Here is a 20,137-nt window from a genome sequence, read left to right as displayed (position 1 = left end):
CGCGCCCTGCCGCCCATGACCGCCCCGGGCACCGTCTGGTTCGTCGGCGCCGGGCCGGGCGACCCCGAGCTCGTCACCGTGAAAGGCCGCGCCCTCATCGAGCGCGCCGGGGCCATCCTGTTCGCGGGCTCGCTGGTCAACGAGGCCGCCACCCGCTGGGCGCCGCCCGGCTGCGTCATCGCCGACAGCAAGGACATGACGCTGGAGCAGATGGCCGCCTGGCTCATCCTGCAGGCGCACAAGCACGAGACCGTGATCCGCCTGCAGACCGGCGACCCGGCGCTCTACGGCGCGCTGATCGAGGTGGTGCAGCCGCTGGACGCCGCCGGCGTGCCGGTGCGCGTGGTGCCGGGCGTGTCGTCGGCCATGGCCTCGGCCGCCGCCGCCGTGGAGAGCTTCACCCTGCCCGAGGTCACCCAGAGCGTGATCTTCACCCGCGTGGAAGGCCGCACGCCCATGCCGCCCGGCGAATCGCTGGCCGAGCTGGGCCGCCACCACTGCACGCTCTGCATCTTTCTGTCGATCACGCTGCTGCACAAGGTGCAGGCCGGCCTGCGCGAGGCGGGCTGGGCGGACGACGCGCCCATGCTGGTCGTGCACAAGGCCAGCTGGCCGGGCGAGGAGGTCATCGTGCGCGGCACGCTGGCCGACATCCGCGAGCGCTGCCGCGCCGCCGGCATCGTCAGCCAGGCCATGGTGATCGCCAGCCCCACGCTGGGCGCGCGCCAATGGCAGGAGCTTGCCAAGTCCAAGCTCTACGACGCAAGCTTCACCCACCGCTTCCGCCGCGCCAGCCAGCCGGCCGCAGCCAACGCTGCGCCCGAGGCCCCCGAAGAACCCCACGCACCGACCGCCCCATGACCACCACCATCCTCCTGATCGGCCACGGCTCGCGCGAGCCAGAAGGCAACGACGAGATCCACGCCTTCGTGCGCCAGTGGCGCGAGCGCCAGCCGGGCTGGCGCATCGAGGTCTGCTTCATCGAATTCGCGCCACCCGGCCTGCACGATGGCCTGCTGATGGCCGCCAAGGGCAGCAGCCGCGTGCTGGTGCTGCCGCTCATCCTGAACGCGGCCGGCCACGTGAAGATGGAAATCCCCGAAGCCATCGAGCATGCGCGAGAACACTGCCCGGGCGTCGAATTCCTCTACGGCCCGCACCTGACGGCCTGCGAGCCCATCCTCACCATCCTGCAGCGCCAGCTGCGCCGCTGCATGCAGAAGCTGGACATGCCCGACCCCACAACCACCGGCATCGTGCTGCTGGGCCGGGGCTCGTCCGACCGGCAGGCCAATGGCGACGTCGCCAAGATGGCGCGCTGGCTGCAGGAGGACAGCCACCACGAGTTGGTGGAGATCGCCTTCACCGGCATCACCTGGCCGCGCCTGGAGCGCGTGGTGCAGCGCCAGGCGCTGCTGGGCATGAAGCAGATCGTGGTGCTGCCCTACTACCTCTACACCGGCACGCTGATGCAGCGCATAGCCCGGCAGGTGGAGCACCTGCGCGTGCAGTATCCGCAGCTGCGCTTCGCGCAGTCGGGCCACTTCGGCATGGAGCGCGAGATCTTCGAGCTGCTGGAGCAGCGCGTGGCCGACCTGCAGGCGGGTCTGCCCGACAGCCGCCTGCCGTGCGACGGCTGCAAGTACCGCGAGATCGCGCACGACCTGGGGCATGGGCACAGCCATGAGCACACGCATGCGCATGCGCCTGTGGCCATCGCGGCGGCAGGTGCAGATCACGCGCACGACCACGGGCACAGCCATGGACACGATCACGCGCATGGACACGACCACGGGCATTCGCATGACCATGGCCACGATCACGCCCATCCCGGCCACGCCGCCCCCCAACCGGCCGGAGCCGCCGCATGAGCACGGTCAACACCGTCACCGAACAGCTCACGCGCGCCGGCCAGGCCATCGAGCACGACAGCTTCGCCATCATCGACGCCGAGGCCGGCCCGCATGCCTACACGGCGCAGCAGTGGCCCATCGTGCGCCGCATGATCCACGCCAACGCCGATTTCGAATTCAACGGCCTGACCGATTTCCACCCCGATGCGGCGGAGGCCGGCATCGCCGCCATGCTGCGCGGCGGCGCGCCCGTGGTGGCCGACGTGGAGATGATCTGCTCGGGCCTGTCGCAGCCGCGGCTGGCGCACTTCGGCATGCGCACGCACCAGTTCATCAGCGACGCCGACGTGATCGCCCAGGCCCAGGCCGAGGACACGACCCGCGCCGTGCAGGCCATGCGCAAGGCGCACCGGCAGGGGCTGCTGCAGGGCGCCGTCGTCGGCATCGGCAACGCACCCACGGCGCTCATCGAACTGGTGCGCCTGATCCGCGAGGAGGGCGTGCGGCCGGCCCTCGTGGTCGGCATGCCGGTGGGCTTCGTCTCCGCCGCCGAATCCAAGGATTTGATGGCGGAAGTCGCCGAGGTGCCCTGGATCGTGATCCGCGGCCGCAAGGGCGGCTCCACCCTGGTGGTGGCCGCGCTGCATGCGCTGCTGGCGCTGGCCGAGGCGCGGCAGAAGCACGCAGCGCCGCCACCGCAAGGCGCCGCCGGAGGCTGACCCCGCCATGATGGAAAAGACCGTCCGCCGCGGCACGCGCACCGGCTTCACCACCGGGGCCTGCTCCGCCGCCGCCGCGCGCGCCGCCGTGCTGGGCCTGGTGGGTGGCGCCGTGCCCGAGGCGGTGGACTGCCTGCTGCCCAACGGCGACGTGGTGCGCTTCGCCGTGAACGACGGCCACTGCGAAGGTTCCGGCGAGGGCGGCCAGGCCGCGCACGCCATGGTCATCAAGGACGCGGGCGACGACCCCGACTGCACCGACAAGGCCCACCTCACCGCCGACGTGCGCGTGCTGCCCGGCCGCCCGGGCGAAGTGGTGGTGTGCGGCGGCTTCGGCGTGGGCACGGTCACCATGGCCGGCCTGGGCCTGGAAGTGGGCGGCCCGGCCATCAACCCCGTGCCCCGCCGCAACATCGAAGACAACGTGCGCGCCGCGGGCGACCCGCTGCTTGCGCATGCCGGGCTGGAAGTGACCATCTCCGTGCCCCAGGGCGTGGAGATGGCCAAGAAGACGCTGAATGCGCGCTTAGGGATTTTGGGCGGCATCTCCATCCTGGGCACCACCGGCATCGTCAAGCCGTATTCCACCTCCGCCTACCGCGCCAGCGTAGTGCAGGGCGTGCAGGTGGCCGCCACGCTGGGCCATGGCGTGGTGGTGCTCACCACCGGCGGTCGCACCGAACAGTTCGCCATGAAGGAGCGGCCCGATCTGCCGGCTGCCTGCTTCGTGCAGATGGGCGACTTCCTGCGCTATGCGCTGGATGAAGCCGTGGCGCAGGGACTGCGCGAAGTGGTCATCGGCGGCATGGTGGGCAAGCTCACGAAGATCGCCCAGGGCGAGACCATCACCCACGCCAACCGCGCCGAGGTCGATACGCAATTGCTGGCCGAGCTCGCCGCCCGCATGGGCGCGCCGCCCGACGTGTGCGCCGAGATCGCCGCCGCCGAGACCGCCCGCTTCGGCGCCGAGCGCATGCAGGCGCTGGGCCTGGGCGAGCCCTTCCACCATGCGCTCGCGCAGGCCGTGGTGCAGACGCTCACGGCGCCCGACCGCTACGGCGACCGCTTCCACCTCACCGTGCTGGTCTGCGATTTCGACGGCAGCAAGATCACCGAGGCCGCCTCCGGGCCGGCCGCATCCGCATGACGCCACGACGATGACGACCACCAACCTGCTCGAAAAAGACCCCCAGCCCTGCCGCGTGATCGGCGTGCTGGACGACGGCGCCGCCAGCCTCAGCGCCACCGCGCTCGCGCTGCTGCGCCGGGCCGACCTGGTGATCGGCGGCACGCGCACGCTGGCGCTGCTGGAAGACGACATCGCCCCCCAGGCCGTGCGGCGCGACCTGACCGGCTGCCTCTCGTCCGTGCCCGGCTGGATCGCCGAGGCCCGCGCCGCCCACCAGGCCTGCGTGGTGCTGGCCACGGGCGACCCGCTATGCCACGGCATCGCCAGCTACCTGGCCTCGCGCCTCTGCATCCAGGCGCTGGAGGTGATGCCCAACGTCTCCACCCTGCAGCTCGCCTGCGCCCGCCTGGGCCTGGCCTGGCAGGATGCACGCATCGTTTCCGTCCACGCCAAGGATGCCGGCGAATGGACCGTGGGCGCCGCGCCCGCGCATGGCCTCTACGCCCTGGCCCAGGCCGTGCGCCAGCACGACCGGCTGGCCGTGCTCACCAGCCCCGACAACACGCCCGCGCGCATCGCCCGCCTGCTGGTGGCCGAAGGCCTGGGCGACGACTTCCAGATCAGCGTGGCCGAGCGCCTCTGCACGCCCGACGAGCGCGTCTGGGCCGACATGGCGCCGGCCCATGCCGCCGCGCAGCAGTTTGCCGACCCCAACGTGGTGCTGCTGGTGCGCACCCGCCAGCGGCCCGATGCGGTGCGCTTCGGCCTGCGCGATGCGGCCTACCACCAGCGCCAGCCCGACAAGGGCTTGATCACCAAGCAGGAAGTGCGCGCCGTGTCGCTGGCCCGCATGCAGCTGCGCTCCGCCAGCCGCGTGTGGGACATCGGCGCGGGCAGCGGCTCGGTGGGGCTGGAGGCCGCGCGCCTGTGCCCGCAGGGCCATGTCTGGGCCATGGAGAAGAACGAGGGCGACGTGGAGATCGCGCGCCGCAACGTGCACGACTTCGGCGTCTCCAACCACACGCTGGTACACGGCAAGGCGCCCGAGGGGCTGGATGCCTGGCCCGATCCGGACGCCGTCTTCATCGGCGGCTCGGGCGGCGAACTGGCCGAGCTGATCGCGCTGTGCCTGCAACGCTTGCGCCCGGGCGGCTGGCTGGTGATGAACTTCGTCACGCTGGAGAACCTCGCCGCCGCCACCCAGGCCCTGCAGGCGGCCGGCGCCGCGTGGGACGTGCTGCAGCTGCAGGCCGCGCGCAGCAAGCCCATCCTGCACATGCACCGCATGGCGGCCGAGAACCCGGTGTGGATCGTCTGCGCGCAGGCGGGTGGTGCCGATGCCGTGACACCTGCGGTGGAGGAGGGCGCATGACCACGGCGCAGCCATCCCTGGGCCGGCTGATCGGCGTCTCGCTGGGCCCGGGCGACCCCGGCCTCATCACCCGCGCTGCCTGGGCGCAGCTGCAGCGCACCGACGCCGTCTGGACCTACCCCGCACGCAGCACCAAGACGCCCAGCTACGCCTTCGACATCGTGCAGCGCGCCGGCCTCACGCCGCCCGCCCAGCACCAGACCCTGCTCTTCCCGATGACGCACGACGGCGACAAGCTCGCCCGTGCCTGGATGCGCGCCGCCGATACCGTGCTGCCCTGGCTGCTGGCCGGGCAGGACGTGCTGTTCCTGGTCGAAGGCGACGCCAGCACCTACGCCACCTTCGGCCACCTGTCGCGCACCGTGCGGGCGCTGGACCCGCGCATCGAAGTGCCCGTGATCGCCGGCGTGAACGCCTTCACGGCGGCCTGCGCCACACGCGGCATGCCGCTGGCCGAGCAGGACGACACCATCGCCATCGTGCCCGCCGCCTACGGCGTGAGCGCGGTGGACCGCCTGCTGCCCGACTTCGACACCCTGGTGCTCATGAAGGTCAAGCCGCTCATGGACGATCTCATCGACTGGCTGGAGCGGCGCGAGCTGCTGCCCTGCACCCAGTTCATCGAGCGCGTGGGCGCGCCCGACGAACGCTGCGTGGCCGGCCCCGACCTGCCCGCGCTGCGCGGCACCAAGGTCAGCTACCTCTCGCTCATGGTGGTGAAGAACCCGCACCGCATCCGGGGCGAGCGCATCAAGGGCTGCCTGAAGAAATCCTCGCCCGCAGCAGCCTCCGCTGCCGGCCAACCCCTATCCGACGAACCGGAGCTTGCCGAATGACGACCGCCACCACCCCTGCCACCCCCGACGTGGTGCTCTCCGCCCCCGCGCAGCCCGCCGCCGAGGTGCGCGTCTGCCTCGTGGCCATCACCCGCCACGGCGCCGCCCAGGCCGCGCAGCTGGCGCGCGACGTGCCGCAGGCGCATGTCTGCACGGCCGCCAAATTCGCCGCCGCTTTCGAGGGCCTGCCCAACACCGTGCGCGCCTACGAAGGCGCGCTGCGCGACGAGATCGCGCCGCTCTTCGCGCAGTACGACCAGCTGGTCTTCTTCGTCTCGCTGGGCGCCGTGGTGCGCCTGATCGCGCCGGTGCTCAAGTCCAAGGACGAGGACCCGGGCGTCACGGTGGTGGACGACGCCGGCCAGTTCGTCATCCCCGTGCTCTCGGGCCACGTGGGCGGCGCCAACGAATGGAGCGAGCGCATCGCCGCGCTGATCGGCGCCACGCCGGTGCTCACCACCGCGTCCGACGTAGGCAAGACCATTCCCGTCGATATCCTCGGCCGCCACCTGGGCTGGCGCGTGGAGGCGCCCAAGATCAACATCACGCGCGTCTCGGCCCATGTCGTCAACGGTGAGCCCATCGCCGTGGTGCAGGAAGCCGGCAGCCGCCAGTGGTGGAACCGGCCCACGCCGCTGCCCGCCAACATCACCTGCCTGGATGGCTGGAGCGGCGTGGAGCCGGGCCGCTTCCAGGCCGTGCTGTGGATCACGCACGACGAGGTCACGCCCGAGCGCTGGGCCGCTTGGCACGAACGGCTGGTGGTCTATCGCCCGCCCGTGGATGCCGCCGCGTGAGCACTGAACCCGTGATGCGCCTGGCCATCGGCCTGGGCTGCGACTGCGGCACGCCCGAGGCCACGGTCGAAGCCTGCCTGCGCGAAGCGCTCGCCCAGGCCGGCGCGCAGATCGCCCAGGTGGCCGTGGCCGCCAGCATCGAGGCCAAGCGGGACGAAGCCGCCTTCCTCTCGCTGGCCGCCCGCCACGGCTGGCCGCTGCGCTGGTACGCCGCCGCGCAGCTCGCGGCCGTGCCGGTGCCCAACCCATCCGACACCGTGCTGCGCTACATGGGCACGCCCTCGGTCAGCGAGGCCGCCGCGCTGCTGGCCGCAGGCGCGGCCGATGCGTCGGCCCTGCTGGTCGAAAAGCACCGCCTGCGCGGGCCCGACGGGCGCAATGCCACCGTGTCCATCGCGCGCATTCCGCCTGTCGCGCAGGGCACCTCCGATTCCGGCGGCTGAGGCAGCGCATCGCATCCCGCCACCGCGCGCGCGCCGGCCATTTCCTCACTCCCAACCCCTGAAAGGCTCACCATGCACATCGAAATCGGCATCCTCTCGCAGGACAAGATCGCCTATGCCTCCGTCGCCGCCACGGCGCTGCTGGGCGGGCATGCGCTGCCCCTGCTCAAGAGCCCCACGGCCTGGCTGCGCACGCTGCTGGCCGCGTTCTTCTTCAGCGTGCTGATGCAGGTCTGGCACCTGCCCATCGGCCCGTCGGAGCTGCACTTCGTCGGCGCCATGCCCATCTACCTGCTGTTCGGCTTCATCCCCACGCTGTTCGGCTTCGGGCTGGGGCTGCTGGCGCAGGCCCTCGTCTTCGAGCCGCAGGATCTGGCGCACCTCGCCATCAACTTCCTGAGCCTGGCCGTGCCGCTGGTGGCCGTGCACCACGGCTTGGGCCAGCGCATGCAGCGCATCAGCATCGCCAACGTGCTCAAGCTCGATGCGGCCTACTACGCGGGCGTCACGCTCATGGTCGGCTTCTGGCTCTCCATCAGCAGCGACCCGGCCCCCGTGGCCGACTGGGCGCTGTTCGCTGCCTCGTACCTGGGCCTCGTCGCCGTCGAGCCGCTGCTCACCATCGCCATCACCCTGGGCGCCGTTCGCCTGCGCGGCCGCCGCTGGCTCGCCGCCTGCATCGACGAACGCACGCTGACCCGCACCGCCGCGCCCCGCGCCGCCGCCTGACCGCCCACCCCCACGAAAGAAAACACGCACATGTCCGCAGGAAAGATCATGCTCGTGGGCATTGGCCCCGGCAGCACCGACCACATGACCGCGCGCGCCCGCGCCGCCATCGCCGAGGCCGACACCATCATCGGCTACGTCACCTACATCAAGCTCGTGGCCGATCTCATCGAGGGCAAGGAGATCATCCGCAAGTCCATGACCGAGGAACTCGACCGCGCCATCGAATCGCTGGCCCGCGCCCGCGAGGGCAAGAAGGTCGCGCTCATCTCCTCGGGCGATGCGGGCGTCTACGGCATGGCCGGCCCCACGTTCGAGGTGCTGTTCCAGGCCGGCTGGACGCCGCCCGCCTTCGACGAGAACGGCGTGGTCGAGCCCGGCGGCATCGAGGTCGAGATCGTGCCCGGCGCCTCCGCCCTCAACAGCTGCGCGGCCCGCGTGGGCGCGCCGCTCACGCACGATTTCTGCGCCATTTCCCTGTCGGACCTGCTCACGCCCTGGCCCACCATCGCGCGCCGGCTCGACGCCGCCGCCATGGCCGACTTCGTGGTCGCGCTCTACAACCCCAAGAGCGGCCGCCGCACGCGCCAGATCGAGGAAGCGCAGCGGCTCTTCCTGCGCCACCGCAGCCCCGACACGCCCGTGGCCATCGTCAAGAGCGCCTACCGCCGCCGCGAACGCATCGAATTCGCCACCCTGGCCACCATGTGCGATGCCGACATCGGCATGCTGAGCACCGTGCTGATCGGCAACAGCAACACCATCGTGCGCCATGGCCTCATGGTCACCCCGCGCGGCTACGCCAACAAGTACGACGTGGAAGGCGGCGGCGCCACGCGCGAGGGCGAACGGCCCGGCCGCTCGCTCTCCACGGGCCTCAATGGCTGGCTGGAGAACCTGCAGCTTGACCACGCGGCGGGTGAGAGCCTCGAAGACCTGGCCCGGCGCCACCGCCTGCCGGCCGACTACATCCGCGACACCCTGGCCCAGCCACTGGTCATCGCCGAGACCGCGACCACCGAGGAAGAAGCATGAGCACCGACACCCCTGCAACGATGGCCCCAGCACCCGAGGGAGTGCGCGTGGTCGTCAAGCCCAAGATCGGCAGCTACCGCCGCCACATCCTCATCTGCACCGGCCCGCGCTGCGCGCAGGAAGGCCAGGCCCAGGCCCTCTTCGACAGCCTGGGCGAGAAGTTCAAGGCCGCGGGCCTGAACGACGGCGACCTGCGCGTCAAGCGCAGCCGCGTGAGCTGCTTCGCCGCCTGCAAGGGCGGCCCGGTGATGTGCGTGCAGCCCGACGGCACCTGGTACTACGACGTCACTCCGGCCAACATGGACCGCATCATCGCGCAGCACCTGGTGGGCGGCGAGCCGGTGGAAGAGCTGGTGTTCCACCAGGGGCCATCGGGGGACTGAAAGGGGCCGCACGCCTTCAGGGCCGTTGCCTCGTGAAGCGCTGCTCCAGCACCCGCCGGCCCCACTGGTCGCCGGGGCGCTCTTCCACGCAGGCGAAGCCGTGGGCTTCGTACAGGCGGCGCGCGGCATGCAGGCCGCTGAAGGTCCACAGCTGCGTCTCACGGAAGGCATCGCGCCGGTCCACGAAATCCAGCGCCGCCTGCAGCAGCCGGCGCCCCACGCCGGCTCCGCGCACGCCGTCGTCCACGATGAACCAGCGCAGGTGGGCGATGCCCGGCCCCAGGTCTTCCCCGTCGATGGCGACCGAACCCACGATGCGCCCCTGCGCCTCGGCCCACCAGAGGCCGTGCAAGGCATGTGGCGCGTCGCCCCGCGCGTGCAGCCGGCCGCAGAAATCCGCCAGCCCGCCAGCCACCACCGCTTCGAAGCGCAGGCCGAAATCCGCCTCGCGTGCGTAGTAGAGCGCATGCATCTCGGCGATGCGGCCGATCAGCCCGGGCCGGTAGCCGGAATGCAGCGTGACCGGCGCAGCAGCCAGCGATGCCGCAGGCCCGGCACCCGCATCGCAGGCGCGCTCCAATGCGTCGGCATAGAGGCGCACGCCCTCCAGCACCGTGCGGTACTGCTGCGGCGGCAGCTGCGCCATCGCGCCGGTCACCTGCGCGCGTGCGAATGCGTGGATGGACGCCACGCAGCGCTGCCCCAGGTCGGTGAGCGCCAGCCATTTCACCCGCGCATCGCCCTCTGCGGCGCCTTCCAGCACGTGGCCCGCACCGACCAGTTTGCGCAGCATCCGGCTTACGCTGGATTTTTCCAGCCGCAACCGCTCGCCCAGCTCGCGTGCGGAGAGCCGGCCGCAGCCCTGCTCGATCTCGATCAGCGCATGCACGGCGGAAGGCGACAGATCGGTGCCGGCGAAATCGCCGCCCATGAAGCCCAGCGCCCGCACCATGGAGCGCGAGGCCGAGCGAACGTCTTCGATGAAATCTGGCTGGGGCTGCATGTCGCGGTCCTTCCTTTTGGTTGTATCGTACAACCATCTGTCAAGCCGCGATGCATCGCCGCGAACTCAACGCTGCCCCGAGGCCCGCTGCCGCGGCGGCACGCCGCGGGCCTGGACCCACAGCGCCTGCAGAGCCGGCCGGCCCGGCGGCACGGCCAGCCCGATGCCCAGCGCCAGGGCATCGCCCTCGGCCAGCCGGCGGTAGGCCACGCCCGCGCGCCGCAGTCCGGCGAAGGAGGCCGCCAGCAGCGCCATGCCGCGCCCGGCCGCCACCTCGGCCAGCAGCACATGGTGGTCCGCCGGCTCGCGCAGCCGGTGCGGCGCAAAGCGGTGCCGCGCGAAGACCTGTTCGCAGTGGTCGTAGAACGCGGGTTGCCGGGCGCGCTCGAACCAGAAGATGTGCTCATCCGCCAGGTCGGCCAGCCGCAGCAGCCGGCGGCGGGCCAGCGGGTGCGCGGAGGGCAGCGCCACCACCATCGGCAGGCGGTCGATCTCCAGCACGTCGAGCCCGCGCACATCGGTGGGCAGCGCGATGAAGGCGGCATGGAGCTGGCCCTTGTGCAGTTGCCGCACCAGCCTTGGCGAGGTGTCCGAAGCCACCTCCACCCGCGTTCCAGGCTGCAGCGCCTGCGCACGATCCGCGAGCCCGCGGAACCAGGTCGGCTCGGCCGCGCTGGTCAACCCCAGCCGCAGCGTGGGCGGCACGGCCGTGCCCTGGAAGGCGGCCTCGGCCTGCCGCAGCAGAGCGGCCACCCCGCGCGCGTAGGGCAGCAGCCGTTGCCCGGCTTCGGTGAGGCGCACGCCACCGGCGTGGCGGTCGAAGAGCGCCGTGCCCAGCCGATCCTCCAGCGCGCGGATCGCGCGGCTCAGGGGTGGCTGCGACAGGTGCAGTGCCTCGGCCGCCTGCCGGAAGCTCAAGGCATCGGCCACGGCGAGGAAAAGGGTGAGGGATCGGGAATCGAGCCTGGAAGACATACCGAAAAGGTATCACCGAAACGGTCATTCCCAGGGCATCGCAGGCTTCCTACATTCGCGGCTCACTCACCCGAAAGCCTCAAGGAGCGCCGCATGCCACACACCACCCCATCGACACCCACCCAGGCGCTACCTGCCGGCACCGGCGGCGCGCGCTACGAGCTCGGCGCCCGCATGCTGTCCCAGGTGGACGGCCCCGCCGGCCTCGCCGTGGTGGAGCAGCTCGCGCAGTCCTTCCCCGACTTCGCCCGCCTGCTGGTGGAATTCCCGTTCGGCGACATCTACGCCCGGCCTGCGCTCGGCCTGCGCGAACGCGAGCTGGCCACCGTGGCGGCCCTCTGCGCCATGGGCCATGCATTGCCACAGCTGCGCGTGCATGTGCATGCCGCGCTGCACGTGGGCTGCGCGCCGGCCGAGATCGTCGAGGTAGTGATGCAGATGGCCGTGTACGCGGGCTTTCCGACCGCGCTCAACGGGCTGGGCGTGGTGCGCGAGGTGTTCGCGGCATCGGGCATCCAGCTGCCGTTGCACGGCAACGGCCCAAACGTTCAGGACGCGGAAGACGAGGCGCCGTCCACCGCCGCGTAGTGCGACACGACGGGGAACGGATCGTAGAAGTGGTGCAGCAGGCGCTTCCATTCCTGGTAGCCGGCCGATCCGCGAAACCCCTGTTCGTGCGCCTCCAGCGTGTCCCACTCCACCAGCAGCAGGTATTCGCCCGGCCGCTCGATGCAGCGCTCCAGCCGGTGGGAGCGATAGCCCGGCATGGACGCGATGATGCGCTGGGCCTGGAGGAACGCAGCCTCGAACGCCGCGCCCTGGCCGGGGCGCACGTGCAGCGGGGCGGCTTCGAGAATCATGCCGCTCACTTGCGCCCACCGACCACCAGCAGCAGCCCGCCGATCACGATGGCGCCGATGCCGGCCCAGAGCGGGATGTTCACGGTTTGCTTTTCCTCGGCCTGCAGCTCCAACGGGCCGATCTTCACCACCGTGGTGTCCTTGGTGTAGCTGAAGCTGCGGTAGACCAGGCCCAGGGCACCGGCGGCGATGAGGACGATGGCGATGATGCGGGTGGCGTTCATGGGATCGAGTGGCGGTGCTAAGCCCATCAGAAGGGCGGGAAGGCGCTGCAGGACAGCCTGCGGCCGACCTGCGCAAGCATAGCGGCAGCGACATCGGCACGCCGCGTCTTCCGATCCGGGTTGCCTGCAAGGCCGTCGGGGAGGCCGAGCACGGTGGCGGACTCACCGGATCTGCAGGTGTCTTGCCAGATGCTTCACCAGGCCGTCCACCTTGGGCAGCAACTGCTTGCTGCGGGGCCAGACCAGATGCAGCGGCAGGCCGTCGATGTCCTCGCCGGGCAGCAGAGGCACCAGCTGGCCCGTGCGCAATGCATCGCCCACCAGCCAGGTCGCCATCTGCGCTACGCCGAGCCCGGCGACGACGGCGTCCAGCTGCGCCTCTCCGTGGCCGACGACGGCCCGGCTTTCCACGGCCCGCCGCTCGGTCGGCCCGCCGCCGGCCGCGATCAGCCAGGGGCTGCTGGTGCCGTCCGCACGGCCGTAGGTCACGGCGTCATGGTGCGCCAGGTCGGCCAACGTTGCGGGCGTACCCCGGCGCGCCAGATAGGCCGGCGCGGCGCAGAAGATCAGCCGCTCACGGCCCAGAAACCGGTGCCCCAGTGCCTCGGGCCAGGTGTCCGGCCCACCGATGCGCACGGCCACGTCGATGCCCTCGTCGATCACATCGACGAAGCGGTCGGTGAACGAAATATTCGGCTGCACCGCCGGGTGCTCCGCCGCGAAGGCCATCAGCAGACCCATCACCTGGCGGCGGCCGAAGGTGGCGGGCAGATCGATGCGCAGGCGCCCGGACGGCTCCGTCGCGTCTTCCGCCAGCACACGCTCGGCCGATTCGATGTCGTCCAGCACACGCATGCAGACGCGGTGGAAGGCGACGCCGGCATCGGTCAGCCGGAGCCGGCGCGTGGTGCGCTCGAACAGCCGCGTATTCAGCCGCGCCTCCAGCCGCGCGATGGACTTGCCGACCGCCGACGCGGTGAGGTTCAGCCGGTCGGCCGCCGCCGTGAAACTGCCTGATGCGACGGCGGCGACGAACACGTCGATGCCCTTGAGCCGTTCTGAGCTGTGCATGACAAAAAAGGGGGCGGGCTTGCGACGGGCGGGTGGCCGCCGCAAGTGGTTATTCGGGAAACAGGCTCCATTGAATCAGGAAAAAGCATCGCACTGCGGATGCCCGTTCTTGAATAACCTCATGTTCCGCTCCCATCGCTTTCTTTGACTGCCGCCGTCATGTCCACCCGTTCCTCCGCCGCCTTCACCACCCGCCCGTCCGCCACGGCGCCACACGCCGGTGGTGGCACCGCCTCCATCGCCGTGCTGGCGGTCGCCGCCTTCGTCATCGTCACCACCGAATTCCTGATGGTCGGCCTGCTCCCCGCGCTGGCGCGCGACCTCGGCGTCTCGGTTTCCGAAGCAGGCCAGCTGGTCACGCTGTTCGCGGTGGTGGTGATGCTGTGCGGCCCGGTGCTGACGGCTTCGCTCGCGCACATCGAACGCAAGCGGCTGTTTTTCGCGGTGCTGGTGCTGTTCGCCGTATCCAACGCGCTGGCGGCCCTGGCGCCCCACCTATGGACGCTGGCGATCGCCCGGGTGATTCCGGCACTGGCGCTGCCGGTGTTCTGGGGCACTGCCAGCGACACGGCCGCGCAACTGGCCGGCCCGCAGCGCGCGGGGCGGGCGGTGGCGACGGTCTACCTGGGCATCTCCGGAGCCATGCTGTTCGGCATTCCGCTCGGCACGCTGGCGGGCGATGCCATCGGCTGGCGCGCGGCGTTCTGGATGCTGGCAGCGCTGTCGTTGCTGGTGGCGGCGGTGCTGGCCCTGGTCATGCCCACCCTGCCGGCGGCGGCGCGCGTGGGGTTCGCAGAACAGGCCCGCAGCCTTCGCAGCCGCGTGTTCCTGGCACAGGTGGCGCTGTCGGTGGTGGTGTTCACCGCCATGTTCACGGGCTACACCTACCTGGCCGAGTTGCTGGAGCGGGTGGCGCTCATTCCGCCCGCGCACGTCGGCTGGTGGCTGATGGGCTTCGGTGCGGTGGGCTTGCTGGGCAACTGGCTGGGCGGCCGCTGGGTGGACCGCAGGCCGCTGGCGGCCACGGCGGGGTTCAGCGCACTGCTGGCGGCCGGCATGGTGGCGTCGGTCCTGCTGGCGCCTTGGACGCTCGGCCTCGCTGCGGCGCTGGCGGTCTGGGGCGTGGCCAACACGGCGCTCTATCCCGTCTGCCAGATCCGCGTGATGCAATCGGCGCCACAAGCGCAGGCGCTGGCGGGGACCATCAACGTGTCGGCAGCCAACGGCGGGATTGCGCTGGGCGCCGTGCTGGGTGGCGCCAGCATTCCGCTCTGGGGCGCGGGCAGCGTGGCGTTCGTGGGCGCCGCCATCGCCTTGCTGGCCGCCGTGGCGGCAGCGTGGGCGATGCGGCCGGTGCGGTTGGCGCGCCGCGTCAACGCGGCCGGAACATCTTGAACAGCTGCTCCGGCCCCACCGTGAAATAGTCCGCCGGCCCGCCCGCGCGCAGGATGTGCCCGGCGCTCGCCGTGTCGTACACGCCGTCCTTCAGCAGCACCCGGTCGATGTGGATGGCCACCACCTCGCCCAGCACCAGCCAGGTCGGCACCTGCACGCCGTCGGCGCCCTGCAGCTGCACGATCTGGGTGCTGCGGCATTCGAAGCTCACCGGGCTCTCCGCCACGCGGGGCGGGGCCACCTGCGACGAGGCCAGCGGCGTCAGGCCCGCCAGGGTGAACTCGTCCACCTCGGGCGGCACGGCGGCGCAGGTCTGGTTCATGGCCTCGGCCAGGTCGCGGGTGGCCAGGTTCCAGACGAATTCGCCAGTGGCCTGCACGTTGGCCAGCGTGTCCTTGGCGCCGATGCTGGCGAAGCCCACGATGGGCGGCACGTAGTTGAAGGCGTTGAAGAAGCTGTAGGGCGCCAGGTTGCGCCCGCCCGCCGCGCTCTGCGTGCTGATCCAGCCGATGGGGCGCGGCCCCACGATGGCGTTGAAGGGGTCGTGCGGCAGGCCGTGGCCGCGCCGCGGCTGGTAGCTGTGGAAGCGCGCGTCGTCGCCGCTGGCGGAAGGGGAGGTGGGTGCGTTCATGCCGGGAACCATAGCGGCATTGGCGCGGCGCTGCAATTGCTACCAAATAAATAGCATCAAACCCTTATGTGATCGGCGCGGGCGGCCAGATTCGCTGGAATTTCTCGGCCCCCGCCGGCGCTCACCGCCCGAAGTCCAGCGGCAGGCCCACGTAGTTCTCGGCGATGGTGCGCGAGCCCGCCTCGGAATGCAGCAGGTAGTCGATCTCCGCCGCCTGGAACCTGGCGGCGATGGCCGCGTCGTCGCCAGGGAAGTTGTGCATCAGCTGCGTGAACCACCACGAGAAGCGCTCCGCGCGCCAGATGCGTTTCAGGCACCGGGCCGAATAGCCGTCGATGCCGGCCTCGCTGCCCTCCGCGTAGAACTCGATCAGCGCGGCCGAGAGGAACTTCACGTCCGTCGCCGCCAGGTTCAGCCCCTTGGCGCCCGTGGGCGGCACGATGTGGCCCGCGTCGCCCGCCAGGAACATGCGGCCGAAGCGCAGCGGCTCGGTGACGAAGCTGCGCAGCGGGGCGATGCTCTTTTCCAGGCTGGGGCCGGTCACCAGGTGCTCGCGCGCCTCGGGGTCCAGCCGCAGGCGCAGCTCGGTCCAGAAGGCCTCGTCGCTCCACTGCTCCACCTTGTCGGTCAGCGGCACCTGCAGGTAGTAGCGGCTGCGCGTGGCGCTGCGCTGCGAACAGAGCGCGAAGCCGCGCGGCGTGTTGGCGTAGATCAGCTCGTGGTGCACGGGCGGCGTGTCCGACAGCAGGCCCAGCCAGCCGAACGGATAGACCTTCTCGTAGTTGCGCAGCGCGCCCTGCGGCACGCTGGCGCGGCACACGCCGTGGAAGCCGTCGCAGCCGGCGATGAAGTCGCACCGCAGCGTGTGCGTGGCGCCGTCCTTCTCGGAGGTGACGCTGGGGCGAGCGGTATCGAAGCCGTGCACCTGCACGTGGGCCGCGCTGTACACCGTGGGCAGGCCGGCGGCGGCGCGCGCCTCCATCAGGTCGCGCGTCACCTCGGTCTGCCCATAGACCATCACATGCTTGCCGCCGGCCAGCGCCTCCAGGTCGATGCGGTGGCGCTGGCCGTCCAGCAGCAGGTCGAACCCGCCGTGCACCAGGCCTTCCTGGTGCATGCGCGCGCCCACGCCGGCTTCATCCAGCAGGTCGATGGTCACCTGCTCCAGCACGCCGGCGCGGATGCGGCCCAGAACGTAGTCGGGCGACTGGCGCTCGATGATGACCGCGTCGATGCCCGCCTTGTGCAGCAGCTGGCCCAGCAGCAGGCCCGAAGGCCCCGCGCCGATGATGGCGACCTGGGTGGAGGTGGGAATGGGCGTTGCGGATGCAGCGGCAGTGGTCGTGGTGCTGGCGGTCATCGTCGTTGTCTCCTGCCGCCGGCATGCGGCGGTCTGCGTTGGTGAGTCCACGGTGGTTGATGCACATCAGCACCCCACCGATGCCCGCAGCGTAGAAGCGCCGCCCCCGGCCCGCCAGGGCCTTCCGCCAAGCCTTGCGCGATCACCGCGCAAACGATGCGATGATCGCGCAAGAAGACGCCCACGTGCCTCAGGAGCGCGAACGTGCCCCGCGAAGCACTCTCCCCGTCCATCCACCCACCACCGCAGGCCAGCACCCCCATGGCATCACGCACCCCGCCGTCCACCGGCACCCGCAGGGCGCCGGCAGCCGCACCGGCCGGCATCGCCCACGCCGACTTCATCGCCGGCATGGCCAAGGGCCTGGCCGTGCTGGAGAGCTTCGACACCGAACGCCAGCGGCTCAACGCCACGCTGGCGGCCGAGCGTGCGGGCCTGACGCGCGCGGCGGCGCGGCGCCACCTGCTCACGCTGGCCCACCTGGGCTATCTGGAAAGCGATGGCCAATACTTCTGGCTGGCGCCCAAGGTGCTGCGGCTGGCGGGCAGCTACCTGGCATCGGCACGGCTGCCGCGCGTGGTGCAGCCCACGCTCAACCGCCTGGCCGCGCAGACGCAGCTGCCGTTTTCCGCCGTGGTGCTGGAAGGTCGCGAGGTGGTCATCGTGGCGCGCAGCACCGCCCAGTCCGGCCACGCGGGCGGCGGCCCCACCAGCGACCGCGTGCTCGCCTACGGCCTGCACCTGGGCAGCCGCCTGCCCGCGCACGCCACCTCCACCGGCCGCATGCTGCTGGCATGCCGCCCCAAGAGCGCCGTGCGCGACTGGCTGCGCGGCCACCCGCTGCCGCGCCTGACGGCCTACACGCAGACCGACGCCCCCGCGCTGCGCGCCGCCATCGACCAGGCCCGCACCGAGGACTGCTGCATCGCCAGCGAAGAGCACGAGCTGGGCGTGCTGGCCCTGGCCGTGCCGCTGCGCGACCTGCAGGGCCACGCCGTGGCCGCGCTCAACGTGGTGACCGCGCCGCAGCGCCTCTCGCCCGAGCGCCTGAAGCGCGATGTGCTGCCCCTGCTGCAAGAGGCCGCGCGGGAGCTGCGGGCGTTGCTGTGAGCATGGCACCTCGACAAGCCCGGTGCGAGCGGGGTCGGGGCGGCACTCCGGCCCTCTCCACCGACCGTTCGGGCCGAGCCCGCCCAAGCCTGCCGATTCGCCCCGTCCGGCCGATCAGAACACTTCGGTATCGACTTCGCTGGTGCCCTGCGGGTTGTAGCGCGGGCCGGTCACCGTCTGCTGGTTGATCAGCGCCTCCACCCGCGCCACCACGTCGGCCGAAAGATGCACCTTGGCCGCGCCCAGGTCTTCCAGCAGGTGGTCGACACTCGTCGTGCCGGGGATGGGAATGATGTGCTCGCCGCGCTGCAGCAGCCAGGCGATGGCCAGCTGCGCGGGGGTGCAGCCGGCCTCGGCCGCCAGCGCCTGGTAGGCGGGCAGCAGGCGCGCATTGGCCGCGTAGTGGTCGGGCGCAAAGCGCGGCATGGCGCGGCGGATGTCTTTGGCGTCCAGCGCGTCCACATCCATCGGCCCGCAGAGGAAGCCCCGCGCCAGCGGGCTGAAGGCCACGAAGGCCGCGCCCAGCTCGCGGCAGGCGTCCAGCACGGCGATCTCCGGGTTGCGCGTCCACAGCGAATACTCGGTCTGCACCGCCGCGATGGGGTGCACGACAGCCGCACGGCGCAGCGTGGCGGCCGAGACTTCCGACAGCCCGATGCTGCGGATCTTGCCCGCCCGCACCAGGTCGGCCAGCGCGCCCACGCTGTCCTCGATGGGCACGCGCTTGTCCCAGCGGTGCAGGTAGTAGAGGTCGATCACATCGGTCTGCAGCCGGCGCAGGCTGTCCTCGCAGGCCTGCCGCAGCGTCTCGGGCCGCCCGTCGATCACGCGCACCGGCTTGCCGTCGCCGTTCACGTCCGCGCCGTGCATGCCGCACTTGCTGGCCAGGGTGAAGCGTTGGCGGTGCGGCTTCATCACGCGGCCCACCAGCGTCTCGTTGGCGCCGAAGCCGTAGAGCGTGGCGGTGTCGAACAGCGTCACGCCGGCATCCAGCGCGGTGAGCAGCACGCGCTCGCCCTGCTCAGGGGAGACCGGCGCGCCGTAGGCGTGGGAGAGGTTCATGCAGCCCAGGCCGATGGCGGAAACAGTGAAGGGGCCGATCTTTCTTTCTTGCATGGCGGTTCAGTCCTGTGCCAGGGGTGGTCGAAGCAAAAAAAGCGAAGAGCCCGCACGCGCCAGCGGGCACGTGCGGGCCGGGGGCGCGGCGCGCGCGGCGTCAGCCCGCGTTCAATTGCTGCTCCAGCTGGTGCAGCACTTCATAGCAAGGCAGCACCTGCGCGATGCTGCTGTTGGGCTCCCGCCCCTCGCGGATGGCGGCGAAGAATTCGCGGTCCTGCAATTCGATGCCGTTCATCGACACGTCCACGCGGCTCACGTCCACCGGTTCTTCCGCGCCCTTGCTGTGCGACTGCACCAGGTCGTCGTAGCGCGCGATGTAGGTGGCGGTGTCGCCGATGTAGCGGAAGAAGGTGCCCAGCGGTCCGTCGTTGTTGAAGCTCAAGGACAGGGTGCAGATCGCGCCATTGGCGGCCTGCAGCTGGATGCTCATGTCCATGGCGATGCCCAGATCCTTGTGGATGGGGCCCTGGATGGCGTTGGCTTTCACGATGGGGCTGCCGGCCTGGTAGGCGAACAGATCGACCGTATGGGCGGCGTGGTGCCACAGCAGGTGGTCGGTCCAGCTGCGCGGCTGGCCCAGGGCGTTCATGTTGGTGCGGCGGAAGAAGTAGGTCTGCACGTCCATCTGCTGGATGTTGAATTCGCCGGCCTGGATCTTCTTGTGGACGTACTGGTGGCTGGGGTTGAAGCGGCGGGTGTGGCCCACCATGGCGACCTTGCCGGTCTGCTGCTGCAGCGCCAGCACTTCCTGGCCCTCTTTCAGCACGTCGCACAGGGGGATCTCGACCTGCACGTGCTTGCCGGCTTCCAGGCAGGCCTTGGTCTGGGCGGCGTGCATCTGCGTGGGGGTGCAGAGGATGACGGCGTCCACCTCCTTGATGGCCAGGCTGTCAGCCAGGTCGGTGGTGACGTGCGCGATGCCGTACTTCTCGGCCACTTCGCGGGTCTTGTCCAGGTCGCGGCTGATGAGGGAGACGACTTCGACCCCGTCGATGTTCTGGATGCCGTCCAGGTGCTTGATGCCGAAGGCGCCGGCGCCGGCGAGTGCGACTTTGATGGTGTTGCCCATTGAGTGAATGCTCCTGATTTGATA

The 20,137-nt window shown here is 70.9% G+C and carries 23 protein-coding genes; 14 read left to right on the top strand and 9 right to left on the bottom strand.

Annotated features, from left to right (window positions below; all coding sequences use genetic code 11):
• Positions 1–15 precede the first annotated feature (15 nt).
• The 11 genes from cobM (at position 16) to ABWV53_RS06000 (ending at position 9,296) form a co-directional block, all read left to right on the top strand.
• The gene (cobM, locus tag ABWV53_RS06050; protein WP_353363968.1) at positions 16–861 is read left to right on the top strand and encodes a precorrin-4 C(11)-methyltransferase; all 846 of its coding nucleotides are present in this window, start codon (positions 16–18) and stop codon (positions 859–861) included.
• Complete coding sequence (locus ABWV53_RS06045; RefSeq protein ID WP_353363966.1) at positions 858–1,871, top strand: sirohydrochlorin chelatase; 1,014 nt, start codon at positions 858–860, stop codon at positions 1,869–1,871. The genes cobM and ABWV53_RS06045 overlap by 4 nt, the downstream gene beginning before the upstream one ends.
• Positions 1,868–2,572, top strand: coding sequence for a precorrin-8X methylmutase (locus tag ABWV53_RS06040; protein WP_353363964.1), 705 nt, complete (start codon positions 1,868–1,870; stop codon positions 2,570–2,572). Before ABWV53_RS06045 ends, ABWV53_RS06040 begins: the two co-directional genes overlap by 4 nt.
• A 7-nt stretch (positions 2,573–2,579) precedes the next feature.
• Positions 2,580–3,719 carry a cobalt-precorrin-5B (C(1))-methyltransferase gene (locus ABWV53_RS06035; RefSeq protein WP_353363962.1) on the top strand — a complete coding sequence of 380 codons (1,140 nt, stop codon included), beginning with the start codon at positions 2,580–2,582 and terminating at the stop codon, positions 3,717–3,719.
• A gap of 10 nt (positions 3,720–3,729) precedes the next feature.
• A complete protein-coding gene (gene cbiE / locus ABWV53_RS06030) occupies positions 3,730–5,073 on the top strand; it encodes a precorrin-6y C5,15-methyltransferase (decarboxylating) subunit CbiE (RefSeq protein ID WP_353363960.1) in 1,344 nt (447 codons plus the stop codon).
• Complete coding sequence (cobI, locus tag ABWV53_RS06025; protein ID WP_353363958.1) at positions 5,070–5,909, top strand: precorrin-2 C(20)-methyltransferase; 840 nt, start codon at positions 5,070–5,072, stop codon at positions 5,907–5,909. The genes cbiE and cobI overlap by 4 nt, the downstream gene beginning before the upstream one ends.
• A complete protein-coding gene (locus tag ABWV53_RS06020) occupies positions 5,906–6,706 on the top strand; it encodes a cobalamin biosynthesis central domain-containing protein (RefSeq protein ID WP_353363956.1) in 801 nt (266 codons plus the stop codon). The genes cobI and ABWV53_RS06020 overlap by 4 nt, the downstream gene beginning before the upstream one ends.
• Positions 6,707–6,720: 14 nt before the next feature.
• Positions 6,721–7,149, top strand: coding sequence for a cobalamin biosynthesis protein (locus ABWV53_RS06015; protein ID WP_353364308.1), 429 nt, complete (start codon positions 6,721–6,723; stop codon positions 7,147–7,149).
• Positions 7,150–7,221: 72 nt separating this feature from the next.
• The gene (locus ABWV53_RS06010) at positions 7,222–7,878 is read left to right on the top strand and encodes an energy-coupling factor ABC transporter permease (RefSeq protein ID WP_353363954.1); all 657 of its coding nucleotides are present in this window, start codon (positions 7,222–7,224) and stop codon (positions 7,876–7,878) included.
• Between the two features lie 30 nt (positions 7,879–7,908).
• Positions 7,909–8,913 carry a precorrin-3B C(17)-methyltransferase gene (gene cobJ / locus ABWV53_RS06005; protein ID WP_353363952.1) on the top strand — a complete coding sequence of 335 codons (1,005 nt, stop codon included), beginning with the start codon at positions 7,909–7,911 and terminating at the stop codon, positions 8,911–8,913.
• Positions 8,910–9,296: a (2Fe-2S) ferredoxin domain-containing protein gene (locus ABWV53_RS06000; protein WP_353363950.1), complete on the top strand. Its 387-nt coding sequence runs from the start codon at positions 8,910–8,912 to the stop codon at positions 9,294–9,296. Before cobJ ends, ABWV53_RS06000 begins: the two co-directional genes overlap by 4 nt.
• 16 nt (positions 9,297–9,312) lie before the next feature.
• Here ABWV53_RS06000 and ABWV53_RS05995 read toward each other — a convergent pair whose 3' ends face one another.
• A complete protein-coding gene (locus ABWV53_RS05995; RefSeq protein WP_353363948.1) occupies positions 9,313–10,299 on the bottom strand; it encodes a bifunctional helix-turn-helix transcriptional regulator/GNAT family N-acetyltransferase in 987 nt (328 codons plus the stop codon).
• Between the two features lie 66 nt (positions 10,300–10,365).
• Entirely contained in the window at positions 10,366–11,274 is a 909-nt protein-coding gene (locus tag ABWV53_RS05990; RefSeq protein ID WP_353363946.1) for a LysR family transcriptional regulator, read from the bottom strand.
• A 93-nt stretch (positions 11,275–11,367) separates the two neighbouring features.
• On the opposite strand from ABWV53_RS05990, the gene ABWV53_RS05985 reads away from it, so the two are divergent.
• Positions 11,368–11,862 (top strand): carboxymuconolactone decarboxylase family protein, encoded by a 495-nt coding sequence (locus ABWV53_RS05985; RefSeq protein ID WP_353363944.1) that lies wholly within the window; start codon positions 11,368–11,370, stop codon positions 11,860–11,862.
• Here ABWV53_RS05985 and ABWV53_RS05980 read toward each other — a convergent pair.
• The 3 genes from ABWV53_RS05980 to ABWV53_RS05970 form a co-directional block, all read right to left on the bottom strand.
• Positions 11,823–12,134: an antibiotic biosynthesis monooxygenase family protein gene (locus ABWV53_RS05980; protein WP_353363942.1), complete on the bottom strand. Its 312-nt coding sequence runs from the start codon at positions 12,132–12,134 to the stop codon at positions 11,823–11,825. The two genes, ABWV53_RS05985 and ABWV53_RS05980, sit on opposite strands and share 40 nt — an antisense overlap.
• Before the next feature lie 5 nt (positions 12,135–12,139).
• Complete coding sequence (locus ABWV53_RS05975) at positions 12,140–12,358, bottom strand: hypothetical protein (protein WP_353363940.1); 219 nt, start codon at positions 12,356–12,358, stop codon at positions 12,140–12,142.
• A gap of 162 nt (positions 12,359–12,520) precedes the next feature.
• The gene (locus tag ABWV53_RS05970; RefSeq protein ID WP_353363938.1) at positions 12,521–13,429 is read right to left on the bottom strand and encodes a LysR family transcriptional regulator; all 909 of its coding nucleotides are present in this window, start codon (positions 13,427–13,429) and stop codon (positions 12,521–12,523) included.
• A gap of 159 nt (positions 13,430–13,588) precedes the next feature.
• On the opposite strand from ABWV53_RS05970, the gene ABWV53_RS05965 reads away from it, so the two are divergent.
• Positions 13,589–14,824, top strand: coding sequence for an MFS transporter (locus tag ABWV53_RS05965; RefSeq protein ID WP_353363936.1), 1,236 nt, complete (start codon positions 13,589–13,591; stop codon positions 14,822–14,824).
• On the opposite strand, the gene ABWV53_RS05960 is transcribed toward ABWV53_RS05965, so the two are convergent.
• Positions 14,802–15,455: a flavin reductase family protein gene (locus ABWV53_RS05960; protein WP_353363934.1), complete on the bottom strand. Its 654-nt coding sequence runs from the start codon at positions 15,453–15,455 to the stop codon at positions 14,802–14,804. The genes ABWV53_RS05965 and ABWV53_RS05960 overlap by 23 nt on opposite strands.
• A 121-nt stretch (positions 15,456–15,576) precedes the next feature.
• Complete coding sequence (gene pobA, locus ABWV53_RS05955) at positions 15,577–16,815, bottom strand: 4-hydroxybenzoate 3-monooxygenase (protein WP_353363932.1); 1,239 nt, start codon at positions 16,813–16,815, stop codon at positions 15,577–15,579.
• A gap of 351 nt (positions 16,816–17,166) precedes the next feature.
• Between pobA and ABWV53_RS05950 the strand changes: the two genes are divergently transcribed.
• Positions 17,167–17,925 (top strand): IclR family transcriptional regulator domain-containing protein, encoded by a 759-nt coding sequence (locus ABWV53_RS05950; protein ID WP_353364306.1) that lies wholly within the window; start codon positions 17,167–17,169, stop codon positions 17,923–17,925.
• Between the two features lie 114 nt (positions 17,926–18,039).
• On the opposite strand, the gene ABWV53_RS05945 is transcribed toward ABWV53_RS05950, so the two are convergent.
• Both ABWV53_RS05945 and ABWV53_RS05940 read right to left on the bottom strand, forming a co-directional pair.
• Positions 18,040–19,041, bottom strand: coding sequence for an aldo/keto reductase (locus ABWV53_RS05945; RefSeq protein WP_353363930.1), 1,002 nt, complete (start codon positions 19,039–19,041; stop codon positions 18,040–18,042).
• 100 nt (positions 19,042–19,141) lie between these two features.
• On the bottom strand, positions 19,142–20,113 hold the full coding sequence (locus ABWV53_RS05940) for a Gfo/Idh/MocA family oxidoreductase (protein ID WP_353363928.1): 972 nt from the start codon (positions 20,111–20,113) through the stop codon (positions 19,142–19,144).
• Positions 20,114–20,137 lie beyond the last annotated feature (24 nt).

The organism is Acidovorax sp. FG27 (assembly GCF_040365715.1).
Taxonomy (GTDB): Bacteria; Pseudomonadota; Gammaproteobacteria; order Burkholderiales; family Burkholderiaceae_C; genus Paracidovorax.
The sequence above is the reverse complement of the archived record's forward strand: the minus strand, read 5'-3'. Positions and strand labels throughout refer to the sequence as shown.

Bases quoted from the DNA above. Each gene is read 5' to 3' on its own strand.
- ABWV53_RS05940 (WP_353363928.1), bottom strand. From the start codon at position 20,113: ATGGGCAACACCATCAAAGTCGCACTCGCCGGCGCCGGCGCCTTCGGC.
- ABWV53_RS05970 (WP_353363938.1), bottom strand. From the start codon at position 13,429: ATGCACAGCTCAGAACGGCTCAAGGGCATCGACGTGTTCGTCGCCGCC.
- ABWV53_RS05990 (WP_353363946.1), bottom strand. From the start codon at position 11,274: ATGTCTTCCAGGCTCGATTCCCGATCCCTCACCCTTTTCCTCGCCGTG.
- cbiE (WP_353363960.1), top strand. From the start codon at position 3,730: ATGACGACCACCAACCTGCTCGAAAAAGACCCCCAGCCCTGCCGCGTG.
- ABWV53_RS06010 (WP_353363954.1), top strand. From the start codon at position 7,222: ATGCACATCGAAATCGGCATCCTCTCGCAGGACAAGATCGCCTATGCC.
- ABWV53_RS05960 (WP_353363934.1), bottom strand. From the start codon at position 15,455: ATGAACGCACCCACCTCCCCTTCCGCCAGCGGCGACGACGCGCGCTTC.
- ABWV53_RS05965 (WP_353363936.1), top strand. From the start codon at position 13,589: ATGTCCACCCGTTCCTCCGCCGCCTTCACCACCCGCCCGTCCGCCACG.
- ABWV53_RS06000 (WP_353363950.1), top strand. From the start codon at position 8,910: ATGAGCACCGACACCCCTGCAACGATGGCCCCAGCACCCGAGGGAGTG.
- ABWV53_RS06045 (WP_353363966.1), top strand. From the start codon at position 858: ATGACCACCACCATCCTCCTGATCGGCCACGGCTCGCGCGAGCCAGAA.
- ABWV53_RS05945 (WP_353363930.1), bottom strand. From the start codon at position 19,041: ATGCAAGAAAGAAAGATCGGCCCCTTCACTGTTTCCGCCATCGGCCTG.
- ABWV53_RS06040 (WP_353363964.1), top strand. From the start codon at position 1,868: ATGAGCACGGTCAACACCGTCACCGAACAGCTCACGCGCGCCGGCCAG.
- ABWV53_RS05985 (WP_353363944.1), top strand. From the start codon at position 11,368: ATGCCACACACCACCCCATCGACACCCACCCAGGCGCTACCTGCCGGC.
- ABWV53_RS06035 (WP_353363962.1), top strand. From the start codon at position 2,580: ATGATGGAAAAGACCGTCCGCCGCGGCACGCGCACCGGCTTCACCACC.
- ABWV53_RS05950 (WP_353364306.1), top strand. From the start codon at position 17,167: ATGGCCAAGGGCCTGGCCGTGCTGGAGAGCTTCGACACCGAACGCCAG.
- ABWV53_RS05975 (WP_353363940.1), bottom strand. From the start codon at position 12,358: ATGAACGCCACCCGCATCATCGCCATCGTCCTCATCGCCGCCGGTGCC.
- cobM (WP_353363968.1), top strand. From the start codon at position 16: ATGACCGCCCCGGGCACCGTCTGGTTCGTCGGCGCCGGGCCGGGCGAC.
- ABWV53_RS05980 (WP_353363942.1), bottom strand. From the start codon at position 12,134: ATGATTCTCGAAGCCGCCCCGCTGCACGTGCGCCCCGGCCAGGGCGCG.
- ABWV53_RS06015 (WP_353364308.1), top strand. From the start codon at position 6,721: ATGCGCCTGGCCATCGGCCTGGGCTGCGACTGCGGCACGCCCGAGGCC.
- ABWV53_RS06020 (WP_353363956.1), top strand. From the start codon at position 5,906: ATGACGACCGCCACCACCCCTGCCACCCCCGACGTGGTGCTCTCCGCC.
- ABWV53_RS05995 (WP_353363948.1), bottom strand. From the start codon at position 10,299: ATGCAGCCCCAGCCAGATTTCATCGAAGACGTTCGCTCGGCCTCGCGC.
- pobA (WP_353363932.1), bottom strand. From the start codon at position 16,815: ATGACCGCCAGCACCACGACCACTGCCGCTGCATCCGCAACGCCCATT.
- cobI (WP_353363958.1), top strand. From the start codon at position 5,070: ATGACCACGGCGCAGCCATCCCTGGGCCGGCTGATCGGCGTCTCGCTG.
- cobJ (WP_353363952.1), top strand. From the start codon at position 7,909: ATGTCCGCAGGAAAGATCATGCTCGTGGGCATTGGCCCCGGCAGCACC.